The organism is Variovorax pasteuri (assembly GCF_051216435.1).
Taxonomy (GTDB): Bacteria; Pseudomonadota; Gammaproteobacteria; order Burkholderiales; family Burkholderiaceae_C; genus Variovorax.
Map to the genome: position 1 here is coordinate 600,439 of NZ_JBPJZS010000001.1, position 16,149 is coordinate 616,587.

Here is a 16,149-nt window from a genome sequence, read left to right on the forward strand (position 1 = left end):
TTCTGTTCCGGGGTAGTTCAGTGGCAGAACACTCGGCTGACCCGAGAAGGCGCTGGTTCAACCCCAGCCCCCGGACCCACTCATTTCGCATGGCCATGGACGACGATTCGACCTCGACCGATTCGCCCGGTGGTTACGCGGGCTTCCAGCTGGCCCGTGCGCTGGCCGCGAGCGGGCATCCCGACGCATCGGTGCGTGCGGGCGCCGCGAAGAGGCTGCGCCAATGGGCCGCTGTGATTCTTGGTCGCGGCGACGGCTCGATCCGCACGGGCTCGCGCACGCCGGTGAAAGACACACCCGCCTGGGCCACGCTCGAGGTGGTGACCGGCGGCTTTGCCACCGGTGCGCTGCTGGCGGGCGGACCGCTCAAGCCGCATGAGCGCGCATGGCGGGACGAACTCGCGCCCGGCGCGTCCGACGCGCAAGCGCGGCTCGCGCTGAACACTTTCTTTCTGACGGACACGGGGCTCGAGAAGCTCCAGGCGTTGCTGGCGTCCGGCTGCTTCGACGTCGAGGTGCCGGAAGAGGGCGCGTTGCTCGTGGTGGCCTGGCTCGTGCAGGCCGGGCAGGCCGACGATGCGTGGGCGCTGGTCGAGCAACTCTCTCCCTGGTTCTCGAAGCTGCGCTTCTATCCGGCCGAACTGCCGGAGGCACCCAGCTTCGGTGCGCAACTGTGGGTGGACGACGTGGCGACGGCCATGCAGCGCCTGCGCGCAGTGAAACCCAACGCGCAGATCCTGGCGCAGAAGGAAGCCGTCGACGTCTGGGCACCGCTCCACGACCGGATGGTCGCGCTGCTGCTCGACACCGTGACCGGTGAGGCGCCTGTTGCGCTTCGCACGGCCGACGGCGCCTGGCTGCGCACCGAGAGCGGCAAATTCACCGTGACCGGGGGCTGGCCCTGCGCGCACTATCCCCCGGGCTGGCGCGAACGCGCGTCGGCGCTGCTCGCGCAGTGCCGGCAGGCGCGGGCCGCACACACGCGGTGCGCGCGGCCCGAGCGCGAAGGCGACAGCTTCGCCACGCTGCGCGCGGGCCTGCAGCTTTGCGTCGACGCACCCGAGTCGTTGACGGGCAAGCAGGTGGGGCGCATGCGCCTCGTCCTTGCGCGCTACATCGCAAAGTGCGGGCCGCCGGCGTCGGCCGGGCGCGCGGCATGGCGGCAGCAGCAGCGCAGCCATGCCAGCGCCGCCACCTTCGAGCAGATCGCGCGGCAGGTTGCCGTGCGGCTCGAAGCCTTCCCGTCCCATGAAGGGCTGGAGGACATCGAGCCCGTCATCCGGCCCATCGATGCGAGCGAAGCTGCCGCAAGCGGCTTGCGCGAGGGGACGCGGTTGCCGCCCACGCTGCAGCGCAAGGTCGGCCGCGCCCGCAAGGGAACGGCGGCCGAATTGATCGAACGCGGCACCATCCCTTCGGGCGAGGTGCTGGCCAGGGTGCTGCCCCTGTGGAGCGCCGCGTTGCGCGCTGCGGATGTGCCCGACCCGATGCTGCGCCGGCTCCACGCCGCCATTGACCGCGCGTTCCGGCGCAGGCGCTCGCTGCTGCTCGTCGATCTGCAGAAACAGGTGCAGTTCGAAGAGCTGCCGTGGGTTGCCGCCATCGTGCGCTTCCGCGCGAACGACCAGGCCGCGCGCCGTGCCGCGCTGCAGGCATTGACGGAGGCATCGCAACTGGCACTGGTCGCGTTCCCTCAAACCATCGTTCCGAACAAGCTGCTGCAGGAACTGCGCACCCTGGGCGATGCAGCCGATTTGAAACTGCCGCTGGTCGAAGAGGTGGCGGCCGACATCTTCATGGGCCGTTTCTCACCCAGGTTCCTGGCGGCCGCGAAAGTGGCGGCGGGCCTCCTGCAGGGCAAGCTGTACGCGAGGTACTACGGCATCGACTGCGCTGCGCTCGCCGCCATGCCCGTGCCGCGCGAGGACGCGGGTGATCAGCCCGATGCGCTGGCTCGCCTGTGTGCGGCGCGCGCGGGCGTGCAACCGCGCGGTGGGGGCACGGCGCGCAACGGCATGGTGATCGAGCAGGCGCAGATTCTTACCACCCACAACCTCGCCGTGCTGTTCGCCGAGCTCGGGCTGGGCGAGCGCCTTGCGGCGCAGTTGCCCGACATGGCGCGCCGGTGCTTCACGCAGGTGTGCGCGCAGTTGCAGATTCGCGTCGACCACCGGCATGCGCGGCTCGTCCAGATCAAGAACTCGGCCTATGCCTGGCGGCAGATGGTCTTCTTTCTCTCGCAGTGTGGCGTGCAGGAGGTCGGTGCGTTCCTCGCCTGGGCGGCGGCGCACCTGGAAGCGCAGGGCCCAGACTTCCGGCGCGTCTTTGCGCCGGCGTTGACAGGCCTGGCGGTTGCCGCGCAGGGACACGGCCAGCAGGCACAGCCCTTCGTCGGCTGGAGCCAGGACACGCACTGGCTGATGCCGGACGACCTGGCGGCGCGTTAGCCGGGACTGGCTTTCGAGGCCGCCTTGGCGGCCGGCCGGGTCGCGGCCTTTGCCGGCAGCTTCTTCACGAAGGTCAGGTCCGCATCCAGCGGCTGCCCGTCGCGCGTGCGCAGCGCGATCTTGGGCACCGGCTTGCCGCTGTCGCGCTCCACCAGCACCGAATGCGGCTCGCCCTTGGCGTACAGGTGCGCCTCGCCCCATTGGCGCAGCCCGACCACCACCGGGAACAGGCCCTTGCCCTTGGCCGACAGCACGTACGCCTGGTACAGCGAGCCTTCTGCGGCGGGCACCACGTCGAGCACGCCTTCCTGCACCAGCCATTTCAGCCGCTCCGCCAGGATGTTCTTCGCCATGCCCAGGCTTTGCTGGAACTCGCCGAAGCGCTTCATGCCGTCGAAGGCATCGCGAACGATGAGCAGCGACCACTGGTCGCCGACGATGTCGAGCGCGCGGGCCATCGGGCACGCGTCGTTCTTCAGGCTTTTTCTCTGGGCCATGGCTTTTCCTTCGATGGGCGAGTGTAGACCGTGAATGCAGTTTGGTTGCAAAGTAAAACTGAAATGGCTAGCATCGATCTGGTTTTAAATTGAAACCTGAAAGCCCGATCTCCATGAAGCCACCCGTGTCCCAGCCATCCACCGTCGCCAGCAGCCCCGACGCCATCCCGGGCTTGCGCGCCAGCCCCGTGCGCGTGGCCGTCGTGCAGTTCGATCCGCAGGTCGGCGTGGAGAATCTCGAGCGCAATGCGCAGGCCGTGCAGCAACGCCTGACGGCCGCCGTCGAGAGCGGCGCCCGGCTCATCGTGCTGCCCGAGCTCGCCACCACCGGCTACTGCTTCAGCGGCCGGGAGGAGGCCTATGCGCATTCGCAACCGGTGCCCGGCGGGCCGACCGTGCAAGGCTGGGTGTCGTTCGCGGCGCAGCACAAGGTCTACATCGTCGGCTGCCTGGTCGAGCAGGATGGCCCGCAGCTGTTCGACACTGCCGTGCTCGTCGGTCCCGAGGGCTACATCGGCCGCTACCGCAAGACGCACCTCTGGAACAACGAGAAGCTCTGGTTCACGCCGGGCAACGAGGGCTACCCGGTGTTCGAAACGAAGATCGGGCGCATCGGCCTGCTCGTGTGCTGGGACATCTGGTTTCCCGAGGCGTCGCGCATCGTCGCGCAGCTGGGCGCCGACATCATCTGCATACCGACCGGCTGGGTGTGGACGCCGCCGCCGCTGTACGACGCGAGCGGCACCTGCATGCCGGCGTACCTGACGATCGCCGCCGCGCACCAGAACAACGTGTTCATCGCCACGGCGGACCGCGTGGGGCAGGAACGCGGCGCGGGTTTCATGGGCAACTCGTTGATTGCCGGCACCAATGGCTGGCCCGTGGGCCGCATCGCCGGGCCCGAAGAAGACACCATCCTCTACGCCGACGTGGACCTTGGCGCCGCGCGCAGCGCGCCGATCTGGAACCAGTTCAACGACCTGCACCGCGACCGGCGCACCGACCTGTACGACGCGATGCTGGGTTACCGTGGCGGCCAGGCCCTTCCCAGATAGCGCAGCCACACCAGGAGTCTTGCGACATGCCCTACCTTCAACTCGACGTGAACGGCCAGCACCCGGTGGCCGACAAGAAGCGCCTCGCGAAGCAGCTCAGCGAAACCTACGCACGGCTGATGAGCGTGGACATCCGCCGCATCAGCATCGCCATCCGCGAAACGGGCGAGGGCGGCGTATGGCGCATGGTCGACGGCGAACCCGAAGCGGTGTCGGTGCTGATGTGCGACATCCGCCGCGGCCGTTCCGCCGAGCTGCGGCTCGAGGTGGCCAAGGCGCTGTGCCGCGATTGCATCGACATCCTCGGGCTGCGCGAAGACCGGCTCAATGTCGAGTTCACGCAGCATTCGGGCGATGAGATGTACCACCCGACGCTCGGGGGCTACAGCCCCGAGTGGTCGGACAACGAGGCTCAGTGAGCCAGCGCGCGCTGCATCAGCACCGTGTCCACCCACTGCCCGAACTTGAAACCCACGTCGCGCAGCACGCCGACCCGTTCGAACCCCAGGCTGCGGTGCAACCCCTGCGAGCCCGCGTTGGCGCTGTTGCCCACGCACGCCACCATCTGCGTGAAGCCGCTGTCGGTGCAGCGCCGGATCACGCCCTGCAGCAGCGCCCGGCCGATGCCGTGGCCGTGCATGCCCTGCGCGACATAGACCGAGTCTTCCACCGTGTGCCGGTAGGCGGAACGGGCACGGTACGCGGTGGCATAGGCGTAGCCGACCACCTCGCCGTTTCTCGTTGCCACAAGGTAGGGCATGCCGCGCGCCGTCACTTCGTCGCGGCGCGCCTGCATCTGTTCGACCGTGGGCACCTGTTCCTCGAAGGAGCACAGGTCGTGCAGCACGTAGTGGCTGTAGATGGCCTGCACGGCGGCCATGTGGCGGGGCTCGGCGTCGGCGATCTCGACGTCGGTGGAGGCAGGAGGCTGGAGGCTTGGTGATGACATGGCCCCGATCTTGACCATCCCCCTTTGATAAGTGAAGCTTCGCTCACCTATACGCCGCATAAGAAATACTTTGGAAAAGACACTCAACCTCGACCAGCTCCGCACCTTCGGGCTGGTCATCGAAACGGGCAGCTTCTCGGCCGCGGCCGACCGGCTCGGCCTGTCGCAACCGGCGGTGAGCCTGCAGGTGCGCCAGCTGGAGCGGCGGCTGTCGGTGCGGCTGATCGAGCGGGTCGGCAAGCGCGCCAAGGCCACGCCTGCGGGCATGGAGTTGCTGCGCCATGTGCCGCACATCGACAGCGCGGTGGAGAACGCCATCGATGCGCTGGCCGACCATGCGAGCGGCGTCACCGGCCGCGTGCGGCTGGGCACGGGCGCGACGGCCTGCCTGCACTTCCTGCCGGGTGTGCTGCGCACGCTGCGCGAGCAGTTTCCGGGGCTGGGCGTGGTGGTGAGCACCGGCAACACCGAGGACCAGGCGCGCAAGGTGGAAGAGAACAGCCTCGACCTCGCGCTGGTCACGCTGCCGGCGGCGGGGCGTTCGTTGACGGCGATGCCGGTGCTCGATGACGAGTTCGTCGCCATCAGCTCGCTGGAGCGCGCACCGCTCAAGGCCAGGGTCGCGCCGGGCGACCTGGCCGGCGTGCCGCTGGTGCTCTTCGAGCCCGCAGCCAACACGCGCAAGCTGGTCGACCGCTGGTTCGCCGCCGACGGCCTTCAGCCGCAGCCGGTGATGGAACTGGGGAGCGTGGAGGCGATGAAGGAGATGGTGGCCGCGGGGCTCGGCTGCGCCATCGTGCCCGGCATGTCGATGGCGGGCCGCGGCGCCCACCCGGGGCTGAAGACCAGCCGCCTGAACCCGCGCATGCACCGCACGCTGGCGGTGGTGATCCGGTGCGACAAGCCGGTCAACAAGGCCTTGCGCGTGGTGCTCGACGCGATCGTGGCGGCCGGCAAGCCCGGCCGCCGCTGACCCGTCACCGAGCGGTCATTCCGGAATCACGCCCACCGGTGCGCGGCCGCGCGCGCGGCCCAGCGTGCCGACGATCAGCGCTGCGATCAGCACCAGCACGCCGCTGAGCACCATCGTGCTGGAGATGCCGAAGCTGTCGACCGTCACGCCGCCGATCAGTGCGCCGGAAGCAATCGCCACCTGGAAGCCGCTCACCAGCAGGGCCTGGCCGGCTTCGGGGGCATCGGGCACGGCTTCCATCATCCAGCCGGTGAGCGCCACCGGGATCAGGCCGAAGGCCACGCCCCAGATCACGACCACCACGGCGCCCGGCACGAAGCCGGTGCCGATCAGCGTGGACAGCAGCAGCGCCGTGGCCAGCATCAGCGCCGCCAGCAGGGTGGTGCCGCGCACGCTGCGCGCCACCAGGCTGCCGCCGAGGAAGGTGCCCACGAAGCCCACCGCGCCGTAGACCAGCAGCAGCGTCGACACCGCGTTCGGCGCCAGGCCGAACACCTGCTGCAGCAGCGGCTTGAGGTAGGTGTAGGCCGCGAAGTGGCCGGCAATGAAGAACAGCACCGCGAGCAGGCCCACCTGCGCCATGCGGCGCGTGAGCGGCGTGAGCAGGTCGCGTGCGCCGATGGCGCGCGCCGGCGGCATCGCGGGCAGCAGCCACAGCTGCACCAGCAGCACCACCGCGGCCAGCGCGCCGGTCACGGCGAACGACGCGCGCCAGCCGAACAGCGTGCCCAGGAACGAGCCGGCCGGCACCCCCAGCACGGTGGCGGCCGACACGCCGGCCAGCACGTACGACATGGCGCGCGCCTGCGAGGCGTGCGGCACCAGCTGCGTGGCGGCCGCCGGCGCAAAGGTCCAGAAGCCGCCCACGCACAGGCCCAGCAGCAGGCGCGCGACCAGCATGGTGGCGAAGTTGGGCGCGAACGCGGCCAGCACGTTCGACGCGATGAGCAAGGTGGTGAGCGCGATCAGCACGGTGCGCCGGTCGAGCCGGCCCGACGCCACGATGAGCGCGGGGCCGGCAAAGGCCGCCAGCACGCCGGGCATGGTGACCATCAGGCCGGCCGTGCCGTCGGACACGTTGAGCCCGCGCGCGATGTCGGTCAGCAGGCCGATGGGCATGAACTCGGTGGAGACCATCGCGAAGGTGCCGACGGCGATGGAGCCGACGGCGAGCCAGGCGGAGCGCGTGGCCGGCGACGGCGTGGCGTCCGGCGAGGCCACCGCCAGGTCGTCGGCGCACGGGTTGCTGCTGGGTGAATTCATCATGGGACTGTCCTGAAGGGCGTCGGCGATGCATGTGCACGCCGATGCCGGTGAAAGGGCATTGGAGTGTGCGAGCCGTCGCCTTGGCGACAAAGGGGTCCGCCAGCAGTAGTCAGTTTCCCTGCTGCGAACAATCGGGGCTTTGTTCCCCTTTTCCGTCGGTATTGAATGGCGATGGCCGTCAAAGCACCTGGCCGTCGGCGATGAAGGCCTCGCCGATCAGCACGCGAAATTGCGCGCCCTGCGCAAACTTCGGCTGTGCCACCGCCGGGGAGAGGAACTCCACGTCCAGCACGGCGGGCTTGCCGCGCTCCAGCGCCTCGCCCAAAGGCACCACCCAGCGCGCCGAGAAGCCTTCCTTGTCGACCACCAGCGCGCAGCGGTATTCGCCCGGGGCGATCGGCACGTCCTGCGAGGGCAGGCCCGGCTTGCGGAAGGTGAGCGCCACGCGCGCATGCGGCGTGAAGGCGCCGGCCGTGTCGAAGCTCGGCGGCGCGACGGCCGCCGCGCGCGGTGCACGGCGCGGGCGCTTGCTGACGAGCCAGGCGATGACGTTGCCGATGATCGGCACCCACAGCACCATCAGCAGCGTGGCGATGTCGCGCGTGGTGGTGCCGGGCGTGGCGTAGTGCCGCACGACGCCGCCGCCGACGGCCACGCACAGCAGGACGATGACGATGACCTTGCGGCGGAACTGGATCTTGGTGCTCATGAATGGAGGTTCGCGCTCCGCGCTGCGGTGCGAGCTTGCTGGGGCGGGTGGGGTTGCGAGTCTAGGGCCAGCCCGCTCCCCGCGGCCCGCACCTCTCATCCCACCCGCAGCACGGCATCGGCCGGCAGCGTCTGCCAGTCGATCCACTCGCCCACCGCCAGGTGGTGCGTCGGCGCGGCGGCGCCTTCCACGCGGCCCCACTGCAGCGTGAGCTGGCGCGCACCGAGCCGCAGCGCGATCTCGAAGCCCGGCCAGTGCGCGGGCACGCGTGGGGTCAGCGAGAGCTGGCGGCCCTTCACGGCCAGGCCCAGCAGGGTCTCGACCGCCGCGCGGTGCAGCCACGCGGCCGAGCCGGTGTACCAGCTCCAGCCGCCGCGGCCCACATAGGGCGCGGCGCCGTAGACGTCGCCCGCCATCACGTAGGGCTCCAGCTCGTAGACCGGCCCGCGCTCGGGGTGCCGGGCGCGGTGCGCGGGGCTCAGTCCTTCGAAGCTCTGCCACGCCGCGTCATGGTCGCCCTGCAGCGCCTGGGCCATCAGCGCCCACACCGCGCCGTGCGAGTATTGCCCGCCGTTCTCGCGCACGCCGGGCGGGTAGGCCTGGATGTAGCCGGGGTTGTTCGTCGAGTTGGCGAACGGCGGCGTCAGCAGCCGCAGAAGGCCGGCCGGTTCGTCGTGCAGCAGCTTCTTCACCGACGCCATCGCCGGGCCGGTGTGGGCATCGTCCGAGGCGCCCGACAGCACCGACCACGCCTGCGCGATCAGGTCGATGCGGCATTCGTCGTTGGCCGACGAGCCCAGCGGCGCGCCGTTGTCGAAGAAGGCACGGCGGAACCATTCGCCGTCCCAGCCGGCGTCGTGCAGTGCGGCGATCCAGCCGGCGCGCGCGGCCGTCCAGCGCGCCACGCGCTCGTGTTCACCTCGCGCCTGCGCCAGCGGCGCGAACTGCGCGACCACGCTGCACAAGAACCAGGCGAGCCACACCGATTCGCCGCGGCCTTCGTTGCCCACGCGGTTCATGCCGTCGTTCCAGTCGCCGGTGCCCATCAGCGGCAGGCCGTGCACGCCAGTCTTCAGGCTGCGGTCGATGGCGCGCGCGCCGTGCTCGAACACGTTGGCCATCTGGCCGCTGCGCTGCGGCGCGTAGTAGGCGTCCTCCGCGCCGTCGGGAATGGCCGGGCCTTCGATGAAGCCCGCCATCTCGTCGAGCAGCGAGGCGTCGCCCGTCACCTCGACGTAGTGCGCCACGGCATACGGCAGCCACAGCAGGTCGTCGGAGAAATGCGTGCGCACGCCGGCGCCGCCGGGCATGTGCCACCAGTGCTGCACGTCGCCTTCGGGGAACTGCCGCGCCGCATTGACCAGGATCTGATCGCGCAGCCGGGCCGGGTCGGTGAGGGCGAAAGCCATCGCGTCCTGCAACTGGTCGCGAAAGCCGAAGGCGCCGCCGGCCTGGTAGAAGCCGGCCTTCGACCAGAGCCGGCAGGCCAGCGTCTGGTACACGAGCCAGCGGTTGACCAGCGCATTGAACAGCGGGTCGGGCGTGCGCACCTGCAGGCGGCCGAGCAGTTCGTCCCAGAAGCCGCGCACCTGCGCCAGCGCCGCGGGCACGTCGCGCTGGCGCCAGCGCTGCGCGAGGTCCAGCGCGGCCTCGGTGCTGTCCGCGTGGCCCAGCATGAAGGTGAAGCTGGCGGTGTCGCCGGCCGCCACGACGAACTCGCCGCCGATGGCCGCGCAGGCGTCCAGCCCGCTGCCGGCGCGGCGCGCGAGCGTGTCGGGCACTTCGACGCCGCCGCGCCCGCCGAAGAATTCATTGCGGTCGCAGGTCCATTGCGTGGCGCCGGTGGTGGCGCCCTGCAGGCCCGCCAGCAGCAGGAAGGCCGTGGTTCCGCCGAAGCCCGCGCCTGATTCGCGCTGTTCGCCGAACACGGCCGGCTGGTCTTCCGGCTTCCAGCAGCGCACGGTGCGCCGCGTGCCGCGCGCGTCGCCGAGCTGCCATTCGGCCATGGCCAGTGCGCGCAGGCGGCGCGCGCCCGCGCCCTGGTTGTGTACGCGCACATGCACCAGCTTGACGGCCTCGTCGCGGTCCGCGAAGAAGGTGGTTTCCAGCGCGAGCGCGCCCGCCTGGTGCTCGAACACGGTGTAGCCCTGCCCGTGGCGCACGCGGTGGCGCGCGCCGGCGGTGGTGCCGCCCGCGGGGGTCAGCGGCAGCATCTCGCGCGACGCCAGGTCCTGCAGCAGGTAGTGCTCGAAGGCCGGGTCCTGCACCGGGTCGTTGGACCACGGCGTGACCTGGTGCATGCGGCTGTTGCCGGCCCAGGTGAAGCCGGTGCCCCATTCGGACACCTGGAAGCCGAAAGCCGCGTTGGCGATGACGTTGATCCAGGGCCGCGGCGTGCGCCGGTCCATGCCGACCTCGAAGCGGTACTCGCCGGTCTCTGCGTCGAAGTCGCCTTCGGGTGCGCTGTTCGGCGGCGTCGCGGCGGCACGCGGCAGCAGGGGAACGCCCCTCGGCGTGGCCGCCTCCTCGGCGGCCGGCGCGGCGTCGTTGCGGGCCTCGTGCAGCGCAGCCACCTGCACTTCGAGCGGGCGCCCGTCGGCCGTGAACACCGCGCGCGCCAGGCTGGAGAGCGCGGCCTTCTCCGAGGGCACCACGTCCTGGTCGCGCAGCAGGTAGAAGCCGGCCGTGTCGTTGCGCGGAAAGCTGTTCTGCGTCTGCTGCGTGACGCGTGCGCGCAGCACTTCGATTTCGCGCTGCAGCGGCATCAGGTACGAGTTGGGCTCGCTGTTGAGCACCACCAGGTCGCACGCCACGCCGCCGAAGCCCCACCAGGGCTGGGCGCGCAGCAGCGTGTTGATCAGCCCCATGCCGTTCATCGAATGGATGTGCACCAGCACGATGGGCTTGTCGCCCGAGATGCCGAAGCGCCAGATCTGCCGCAGGTCGATCAGCCCGCGGTCGCTCATGACGCGCGGCGTGGTGTACGTGAGGATGGTCGTCAGGTCCTGCAGCGCCAGGTTCTGCGCGGGCGCAATGCTCAGGTCGCGCAGGCGCACCTGCGCCAGCGTGGCGGCCATGCGGGTGGCGCGCTCCACGTGCATCGGCTGCATGTAGCGGTCGATGCCGGGCATCAGCGCCTCGATGTTGTCGTCGGCCGCCGTGGCAAAGCTCAGCCGTGCGGTGGTGCCCGGCGCAATCGACAGCCGCACGCGCAGGCAGGCGATGGGGTCGAGCCCGTTGACCTGCTTGCCCCGGGCGGTGAGCGGCTGGGCGTCGAGCGCGGGGTTGGCCAGCGTGCGGTTGCGCCCGATGAAGGCGCGCCGGTCGGTCATGCAGTCGATCGACAGCACGGTGGCGTCCGCGGAGGCCAGGAAGTGCGCGGCGGCCACCACCGCGTCGCCGTGCAGGCGCGGCTTGCGCGACAGCAGCAGCGCGCGCCATGCGGGTTCCCAGCGCGACTCCACGAACAGGTTGGCGAAGGCCGGGTGTGCCTCGTCGGCCTTGGGGTTCGACAGCACCGGCTCGAAGTACGACACCAGCTCCAGCGTGCGCGTCTGTTCGCCCGAGTTGTGCAGCGTGATGTTGCGCAGCTCGGTGTCGTCCTCGGGGCTGATGAGCACCGTGGTGCGCACCTGCAGGCCGGGGCCGGTGGCGTCGAACTGCACCTGGTCGGCCAGGAAGCGCGTTCGGTAGCGCCAGTCGGCGCCCGGCGCGGGCAGGGCGGTGAGCGAGGTGAAGGCCTGGGCCTCGCCTTCGGTCCTGACGTCGCGCACGAAGAAGAAGGTGCCGTAGCTGTCGCGCAGCGGGTCGTCGCGCCAGCGCGTCACGTTGAACGAATGCCAGCGGCTCACGCCGGCCCCGTTGGCGCGCAGGGCCACGGTGTAGCGGCCGTTCGACAGCAGGTGCGTGGGCTGGAAGCCCGCCGCCATCGGGTCGACCGTGCGGGGCTGGAACAGCGGCGCCAGTTCGGCCTGGCTGGGCTCGGGCGGCGTGCGCGGGTCGGCGCTGCCGATGATCTGGCGCGGCGTGCGCTCGTGCAGCAGCGTCTCGTGCGCCTGCACCAGCGCGGCACTGGCGAACCAGCGGCGCGGCGCGTCGGCGCACAGCACGTTGCACAGCGCCACCAGCGACATGCCCTGGTGGTGCGCCATGAAGTTGCGCACCACGGTGAATTCCTGGCCCTCGATCTGGCGCGACGCGGTGAAGTCCACCGCGTCGTGAAAGCCGAACTCGCCGCGCGCGCCGAGCGCTTCGAGCCGCTCCAGGTTGGCCACCGCCGCCACGGGGCCGAACGGCGCGGCCATGGCGCTGGCATAGGGCGCCACCACGCGGTCGGTGGGCGGCGTGCGCCGCAGCGCGAGACGCGGCACGCCGAAGGGCGAGTACTGGTAGGCCAGCGAGTGGTCCTGCGCGAAGTAGGCCGATTCGGACACGCCCCACGGCAGGTTCTGCGCGCGGCCGAAGGCCTGCTGCTCTGCGATGGCGGCGGTGTTGGCCACCTGCAGCAGGCCGTTGGTGGGCTCGGACATCACCAGCGCGGGCATCACGTACTCGAACATCGAGCCCGACCACGACTTCAGGCTGGGCTCGAAGCCGACCAGCAGGAAGGGCCGGCCCAGCGCCATCCAGTGGCGGCGGGGCACGTCGCCCTTGGCGATGGCCAGGAAGCTCAGCAGGCGCGACTCGGAGGCCAGCAGGTCGTAGTAGCTGGCGTCGAGCACGTTCTCCTCGACCCGCAGGCCGATGTGGAACAGGTGGCGCTTGGGGTCGTACAGGCCGCTGAAGTCCATGCCGTCGTGCAGCGCGTCGCAGCGTTGCGCCAGGGTCTCGAGCGCGGGCGCCTCGTGCGGCTCGCATCCTTGTGCGGCGAAGGCGCGGCAGGCCTGTGCCACGGCCACCAGGTGGCCCGCGAAGTTGCCGCTGTCCACGCTGGACACGTAGTCGGGCGGCAGCGGCTTCAGTGTCTGCGTGTCGTACCAGTTGAACAGGTGGCCCTGGTGCTTTTGCATGCGGTCCACGCTGTCGAGCGTGGCCGTGATGCGCGCGAGCAATGCGTCGGTGCCGATCCAGCCGAACTCGCGTGCGCAGCAGGTCGCCAGCAGGTACATGCCGATGTTGGTCGGCGAGGTGCGGTGCGCAATGGTGGGCTGCGGCTCCAGCTGCAGGTTGTCGGGCGGCAGGTGGTTGTCGTCGGAGCCCACCACGTGCTCGAAGAAGCGCCAGGTGTCGTGCGCAACGGTTTCCAGGTAGGTGCGCTGCGCGGTGCTCAGCGGCTCGGGCAGCTTCGCCTCGACGCGGCTGCTCCACCAGGCCGCGACCGGTGCCAGCGCCCACAGCACGAACAGCAGCGCGCCGATGACCGGGTACGCGCTCCAGTGCGCCGCCACGGCGAGCGCCAGGCACAGCACGCTGCTGGCAGCGGCGTTGCGCAGGAAGGGCAACAGGCGCTGGCTCGATTGCGCCTGCGCCTGCGCCGCGGTGGTCCATTCGAGCAGGTGGCGTCGGCTCACGACCAGCCGCCACGTCGCGCGAAACCAGGCGTCGAGCAGCAGCCGCGACTGCGCCGCGAGCTGCACGAACTGCCAGGCCGCGCCGGCCATGGCGCGCAGCAGCTCGACCGCGCCCACGTCGAAGAAATGGCGCAGCTCGATGGCGCGCCGCGTGGGCACCAGCCCGGCCAGCGCGCCGAGCATGGGCCCGAGCGTGAGGGCCGAGGCCACGGCCGCCAGCGCCCAGCCCAGCGGCATGGCCTGCGTGAAGATCACCAGCACCAGCAGCGCGAAAGAAGCCGGCGCCACCAGCGAGCGGCGCAGGTTGTCGGCCATCTTCCACAGGCCCAGCGCGTCGAGGCCGAAGCGGCGCGCGCGCCACATCAGCGGCAGCAGCTGCCAGTCGCCGCGCACCCAGCGGTGCACGCGCGAGGCCGACACGCCGGCGTGGTGCGGATGGTCTTCGACCAGCACCACGTCGCTCACCATCGCGCAGCGCGCGACAGTGCCTTCGAGCAGGTCGTGGCTGAGCACCGCGCCGTCGGGCAGGCGGCGGTCGAGCGTGGCGTGCAGCGCGCGCACGTTCAGCAGGCCCTTGCCGGTGAAGGAGCCGCTGCCGAACACGTCCTGGTAGATGTCGGACGCGCCGCTGCCGTAGGGGTCGAGGCCGCACTGGCCGGCGAATACCCAATGGAAGAACGAGCGCTCGTCCTGCATGGGAAACGGTGTGACGATGCGCGGCTGCAGGATGCCGAAGCCGGCGACCACGCGCCGGCTTTGCAGGTCGATCTCGGGTGCGTTGAGCGGGTGCGCGGCAATGGCCACCAGGTCGCGCAGGACGCCGGGCGGCAGGCCGGTGTCGCTGTCGAGCGTCAACACATAGGGCGTGCGGCCGGCGGCCAGGCGCAGGCCGTCTGCCAGCGGCAAAAAGCCGCTGCCATCGCCGGACGCGAGCAGGCGCACCAGCATTTCGAGCTTGCCGCGCTTGCGTTCCCAGCCCATCCAGCGCTGCTCGGTGTCGCTCCAGCTGCGCGGGCGGTGCAGCAGCAAGAAGCGCGGCGCGGCACCCGGTGCCACCGGGTACTTCGCGTTGAGCGCGGCTATGCGCAGCAGCGCATCGTCGAGCAGCGGCCCGTCGGCGGGCAGCGAGGCCTGCGCGGCGTCGGCCCAGTCGGTCAGCAGCGCGAACTGCGCATGCTCTTCGCGGTTGGCGAGCCAGTGCAGTTCGAGCCGGTGCACCAGCTGCGCGTTGTTTGCCACCGAAGCCAGCAGCGTGGGCATGACCACCAGCGCGCGGTGCCGCTCGGGGATGCCGTTCGCAAAGTCCAGCCGCGGCAGCGCCTGCACGCGCACCGACTCGGCCATGATGCGTTGGGCCAGCGAGAGCAGGGCTTCCGACGCGGGCCATGCGAGCAGGGCCATCGCCAGCACGGTGGTCCAGTCGCCGCGGTGCGGCAGGCCGTGCACCACGGCGGCCAGCAGCAGCGCGGTGCCCAGCGCCACGGAGCCGATGTAGACCGGCAGGCGCCAGCCGCGGTGGCTGCGGACCTGGCGCACGGGCGTCGCGCGCACGGTGCGGCCCGCACGGACCGCGCTCTGCCTGGCCTGCAGCGCCGCGACGAGCGCGGTGCGGCCCTGGCCGAAGAGGTAGTAGCCGGCGGTGCCGTCGGGGCGGTCGGTTTCGGCGCCGGCTTCGTCGGCGGGCGCGCCGGAGGCCAGTTGCACCACGGCCTGCGCCACTTCGCGCTCGGGCCGTTCGCTGGTGCGCGCCACCTGCTCCATGGCGTGCGTGATCTGCTGGCGCGTGAGTTCGCTCTCGTTGGCGAAGCTGGGCAGTTCGCGCAGCACGCGCAGCGAGCGGCTCACGGGCTCGATCAGGTCGCTCCATTCGACCTGGCCGATCATGCGCAGCGTGGTGATGATGTTGCCGACCGTGAGGTTGGCCGCGGCCTGCGCGTTCTGCGCGTCGCCGATCAGCGCCGGGCCGTTGGGGCAGTGCTGCTCGGTCCAGCGCACCAGCGCGGGCATGTCGCCGCCGTGCTCCACGGGCAGGCGCTGCCACAACTGCGTGAGGTAGCTGCCCTGCAGGCCGTGGCTCTGCAGCGCGCGGTAGAGCACGTCGAGGTCCTGCGACGACAGGTGCGGCGCGGCGTCCCAGGCGGCGTGCGCGATTTCGCGCGCCACCTTGTTCTCGGCAATGCTCTCTGCCACGCGGCGCAGGTTTTCCAGCAGCACCACGCGCAGGGTGGTGGGCAGGGCCCACAGTTCGCCCAGCGTGAGCTCGTCGACGTCCTGGTAGGCGTTCAGGAAGGCGGTGAACAGCGTCTTGTTGAGCACGCTGTCGGTGTGGGCCACGTAGGCCCAGGCAATGCCGTACACGCGCGGCAGGCCCGCCAGCGGCGGCGCCACCAGCTTGGGCAGGCGCGCGTAGTAACTGCGCGGCACACCGTCGTGAATCTGCTGGAGCTGTGCCTCCACCAGGTGGAAGTTGTCGAGCAGCCACTCGGCCGCGGGCGACACATAGCGCCCGCTGAGCGAGATCAGCGCGATGTAGTCGAAGGCGTTGCGCAGCGACTCGAGGTTCTCGTCCACCCGCGGGAAGAAGGGCGCGCCTTCGCGTGCGTGGTGCGTGTCGTCTTTCTCGACCACCTGGGCACGGGCGAGGCTGTGCCCGTGCTGCTCGAAGCGTTGGATGCCGAACAATTCGGCGCGAATCGGAGGGGCTACGGGGTCATGGGGACCCAGAAGCAGCGCCCGGGCGTAA

General features: G+C 70.7%; 9 protein-coding genes and 1 tRNA gene. 5 read left to right on the forward strand and 5 right to left on the reverse strand.

Annotated features, from left to right (window positions below; translation table 11 throughout):
• Positions 1 to 6 precede the first annotated feature (6 nt).
• Positions 7 to 79, forward strand: a tRNA-Ser gene (locus tag ACSFBM_RS02745).
• A 16-nt stretch (positions 80 to 95) separates the two neighbouring features.
• Positions 96 to 2,447: a hypothetical protein gene (locus ACSFBM_RS02750; RefSeq protein ID WP_435483026.1), complete on the forward strand. Its 2,352-nt coding sequence runs from the start codon at positions 96 to 98 to the stop codon at positions 2,445 to 2,447.
• Here ACSFBM_RS02750 and ACSFBM_RS02755 read toward each other — a convergent pair.
• Positions 2,444 to 2,944: a winged helix-turn-helix transcriptional regulator gene (locus tag ACSFBM_RS02755; RefSeq protein ID WP_435483027.1), complete on the reverse strand. Its 501-nt coding sequence runs from the start codon at positions 2,942 to 2,944 to the stop codon at positions 2,444 to 2,446. The two genes, ACSFBM_RS02750 and ACSFBM_RS02755, sit on opposite strands and share 4 nt — an antisense overlap.
• A 125-nt stretch (positions 2,945 to 3,069) precedes the next feature.
• Between ACSFBM_RS02755 and ACSFBM_RS02760 the strand changes: the two genes are divergently transcribed.
• Both ACSFBM_RS02760 and ACSFBM_RS02765 read left to right on the forward strand, forming a co-directional pair.
• On the forward strand, positions 3,070 to 3,999 hold the full coding sequence (locus tag ACSFBM_RS02760; protein ID WP_435483028.1) for a nitrilase family protein: 930 nt from the start codon (positions 3,070 to 3,072) through the stop codon (positions 3,997 to 3,999).
• 26 nt (positions 4,000 to 4,025) lie between these two features.
• Positions 4,026 to 4,418, forward strand: a complete 393-nt coding sequence (locus ACSFBM_RS02765) for a tautomerase family protein (protein ID WP_435483029.1) — start codon at positions 4,026 to 4,028, stop codon at positions 4,416 to 4,418.
• Here the strand turns inward: ACSFBM_RS02765 and ACSFBM_RS02770 are convergent.
• On the reverse strand, positions 4,412 to 4,948 hold the full coding sequence (locus ACSFBM_RS02770) for a GNAT family N-acetyltransferase (protein WP_435483030.1): 537 nt from the start codon (positions 4,946 to 4,948) through the stop codon (positions 4,412 to 4,414). The two genes, ACSFBM_RS02765 and ACSFBM_RS02770, sit on opposite strands and share 7 nt — an antisense overlap.
• 49 nt (positions 4,949 to 4,997) lie before the next feature.
• Between ACSFBM_RS02770 and ACSFBM_RS02775 the strand changes: the two genes are divergently transcribed.
• Positions 4,998 to 5,921, forward strand: a complete 924-nt coding sequence (locus ACSFBM_RS02775) for a LysR family transcriptional regulator (RefSeq protein WP_435483714.1) — start codon at positions 4,998 to 5,000, stop codon at positions 5,919 to 5,921.
• 15 nt (positions 5,922 to 5,936) lie between these two features.
• Here the strand turns inward: ACSFBM_RS02775 and ACSFBM_RS02780 are convergent, their stop codons facing one another.
• The 3 genes from ACSFBM_RS02780 to ACSFBM_RS02790 form a co-directional block, all read right to left on the reverse strand.
• Positions 5,937 to 7,187, reverse strand: coding sequence for an MFS transporter (locus ACSFBM_RS02780; protein ID WP_435483031.1), 1,251 nt, complete (start codon positions 7,185 to 7,187; stop codon positions 5,937 to 5,939).
• Between the two features lie 178 nt (positions 7,188 to 7,365).
• Positions 7,366 to 7,896 (reverse strand): hypothetical protein, encoded by a 531-nt coding sequence (locus ACSFBM_RS02785; RefSeq protein WP_435483032.1) that lies wholly within the window; start codon positions 7,894 to 7,896, stop codon positions 7,366 to 7,368.
• 95 nt (positions 7,897 to 7,991) lie between these two features.
• Positions 7,992 to 16,088 carry a glycoside hydrolase family 94 protein gene (locus ACSFBM_RS02790; protein WP_435483033.1) on the reverse strand — a complete coding sequence of 2,699 codons (8,097 nt, stop codon included), beginning with the start codon at positions 16,086 to 16,088 and terminating at the stop codon, positions 7,992 to 7,994.
• Positions 16,089 to 16,149 lie beyond the last annotated feature (61 nt).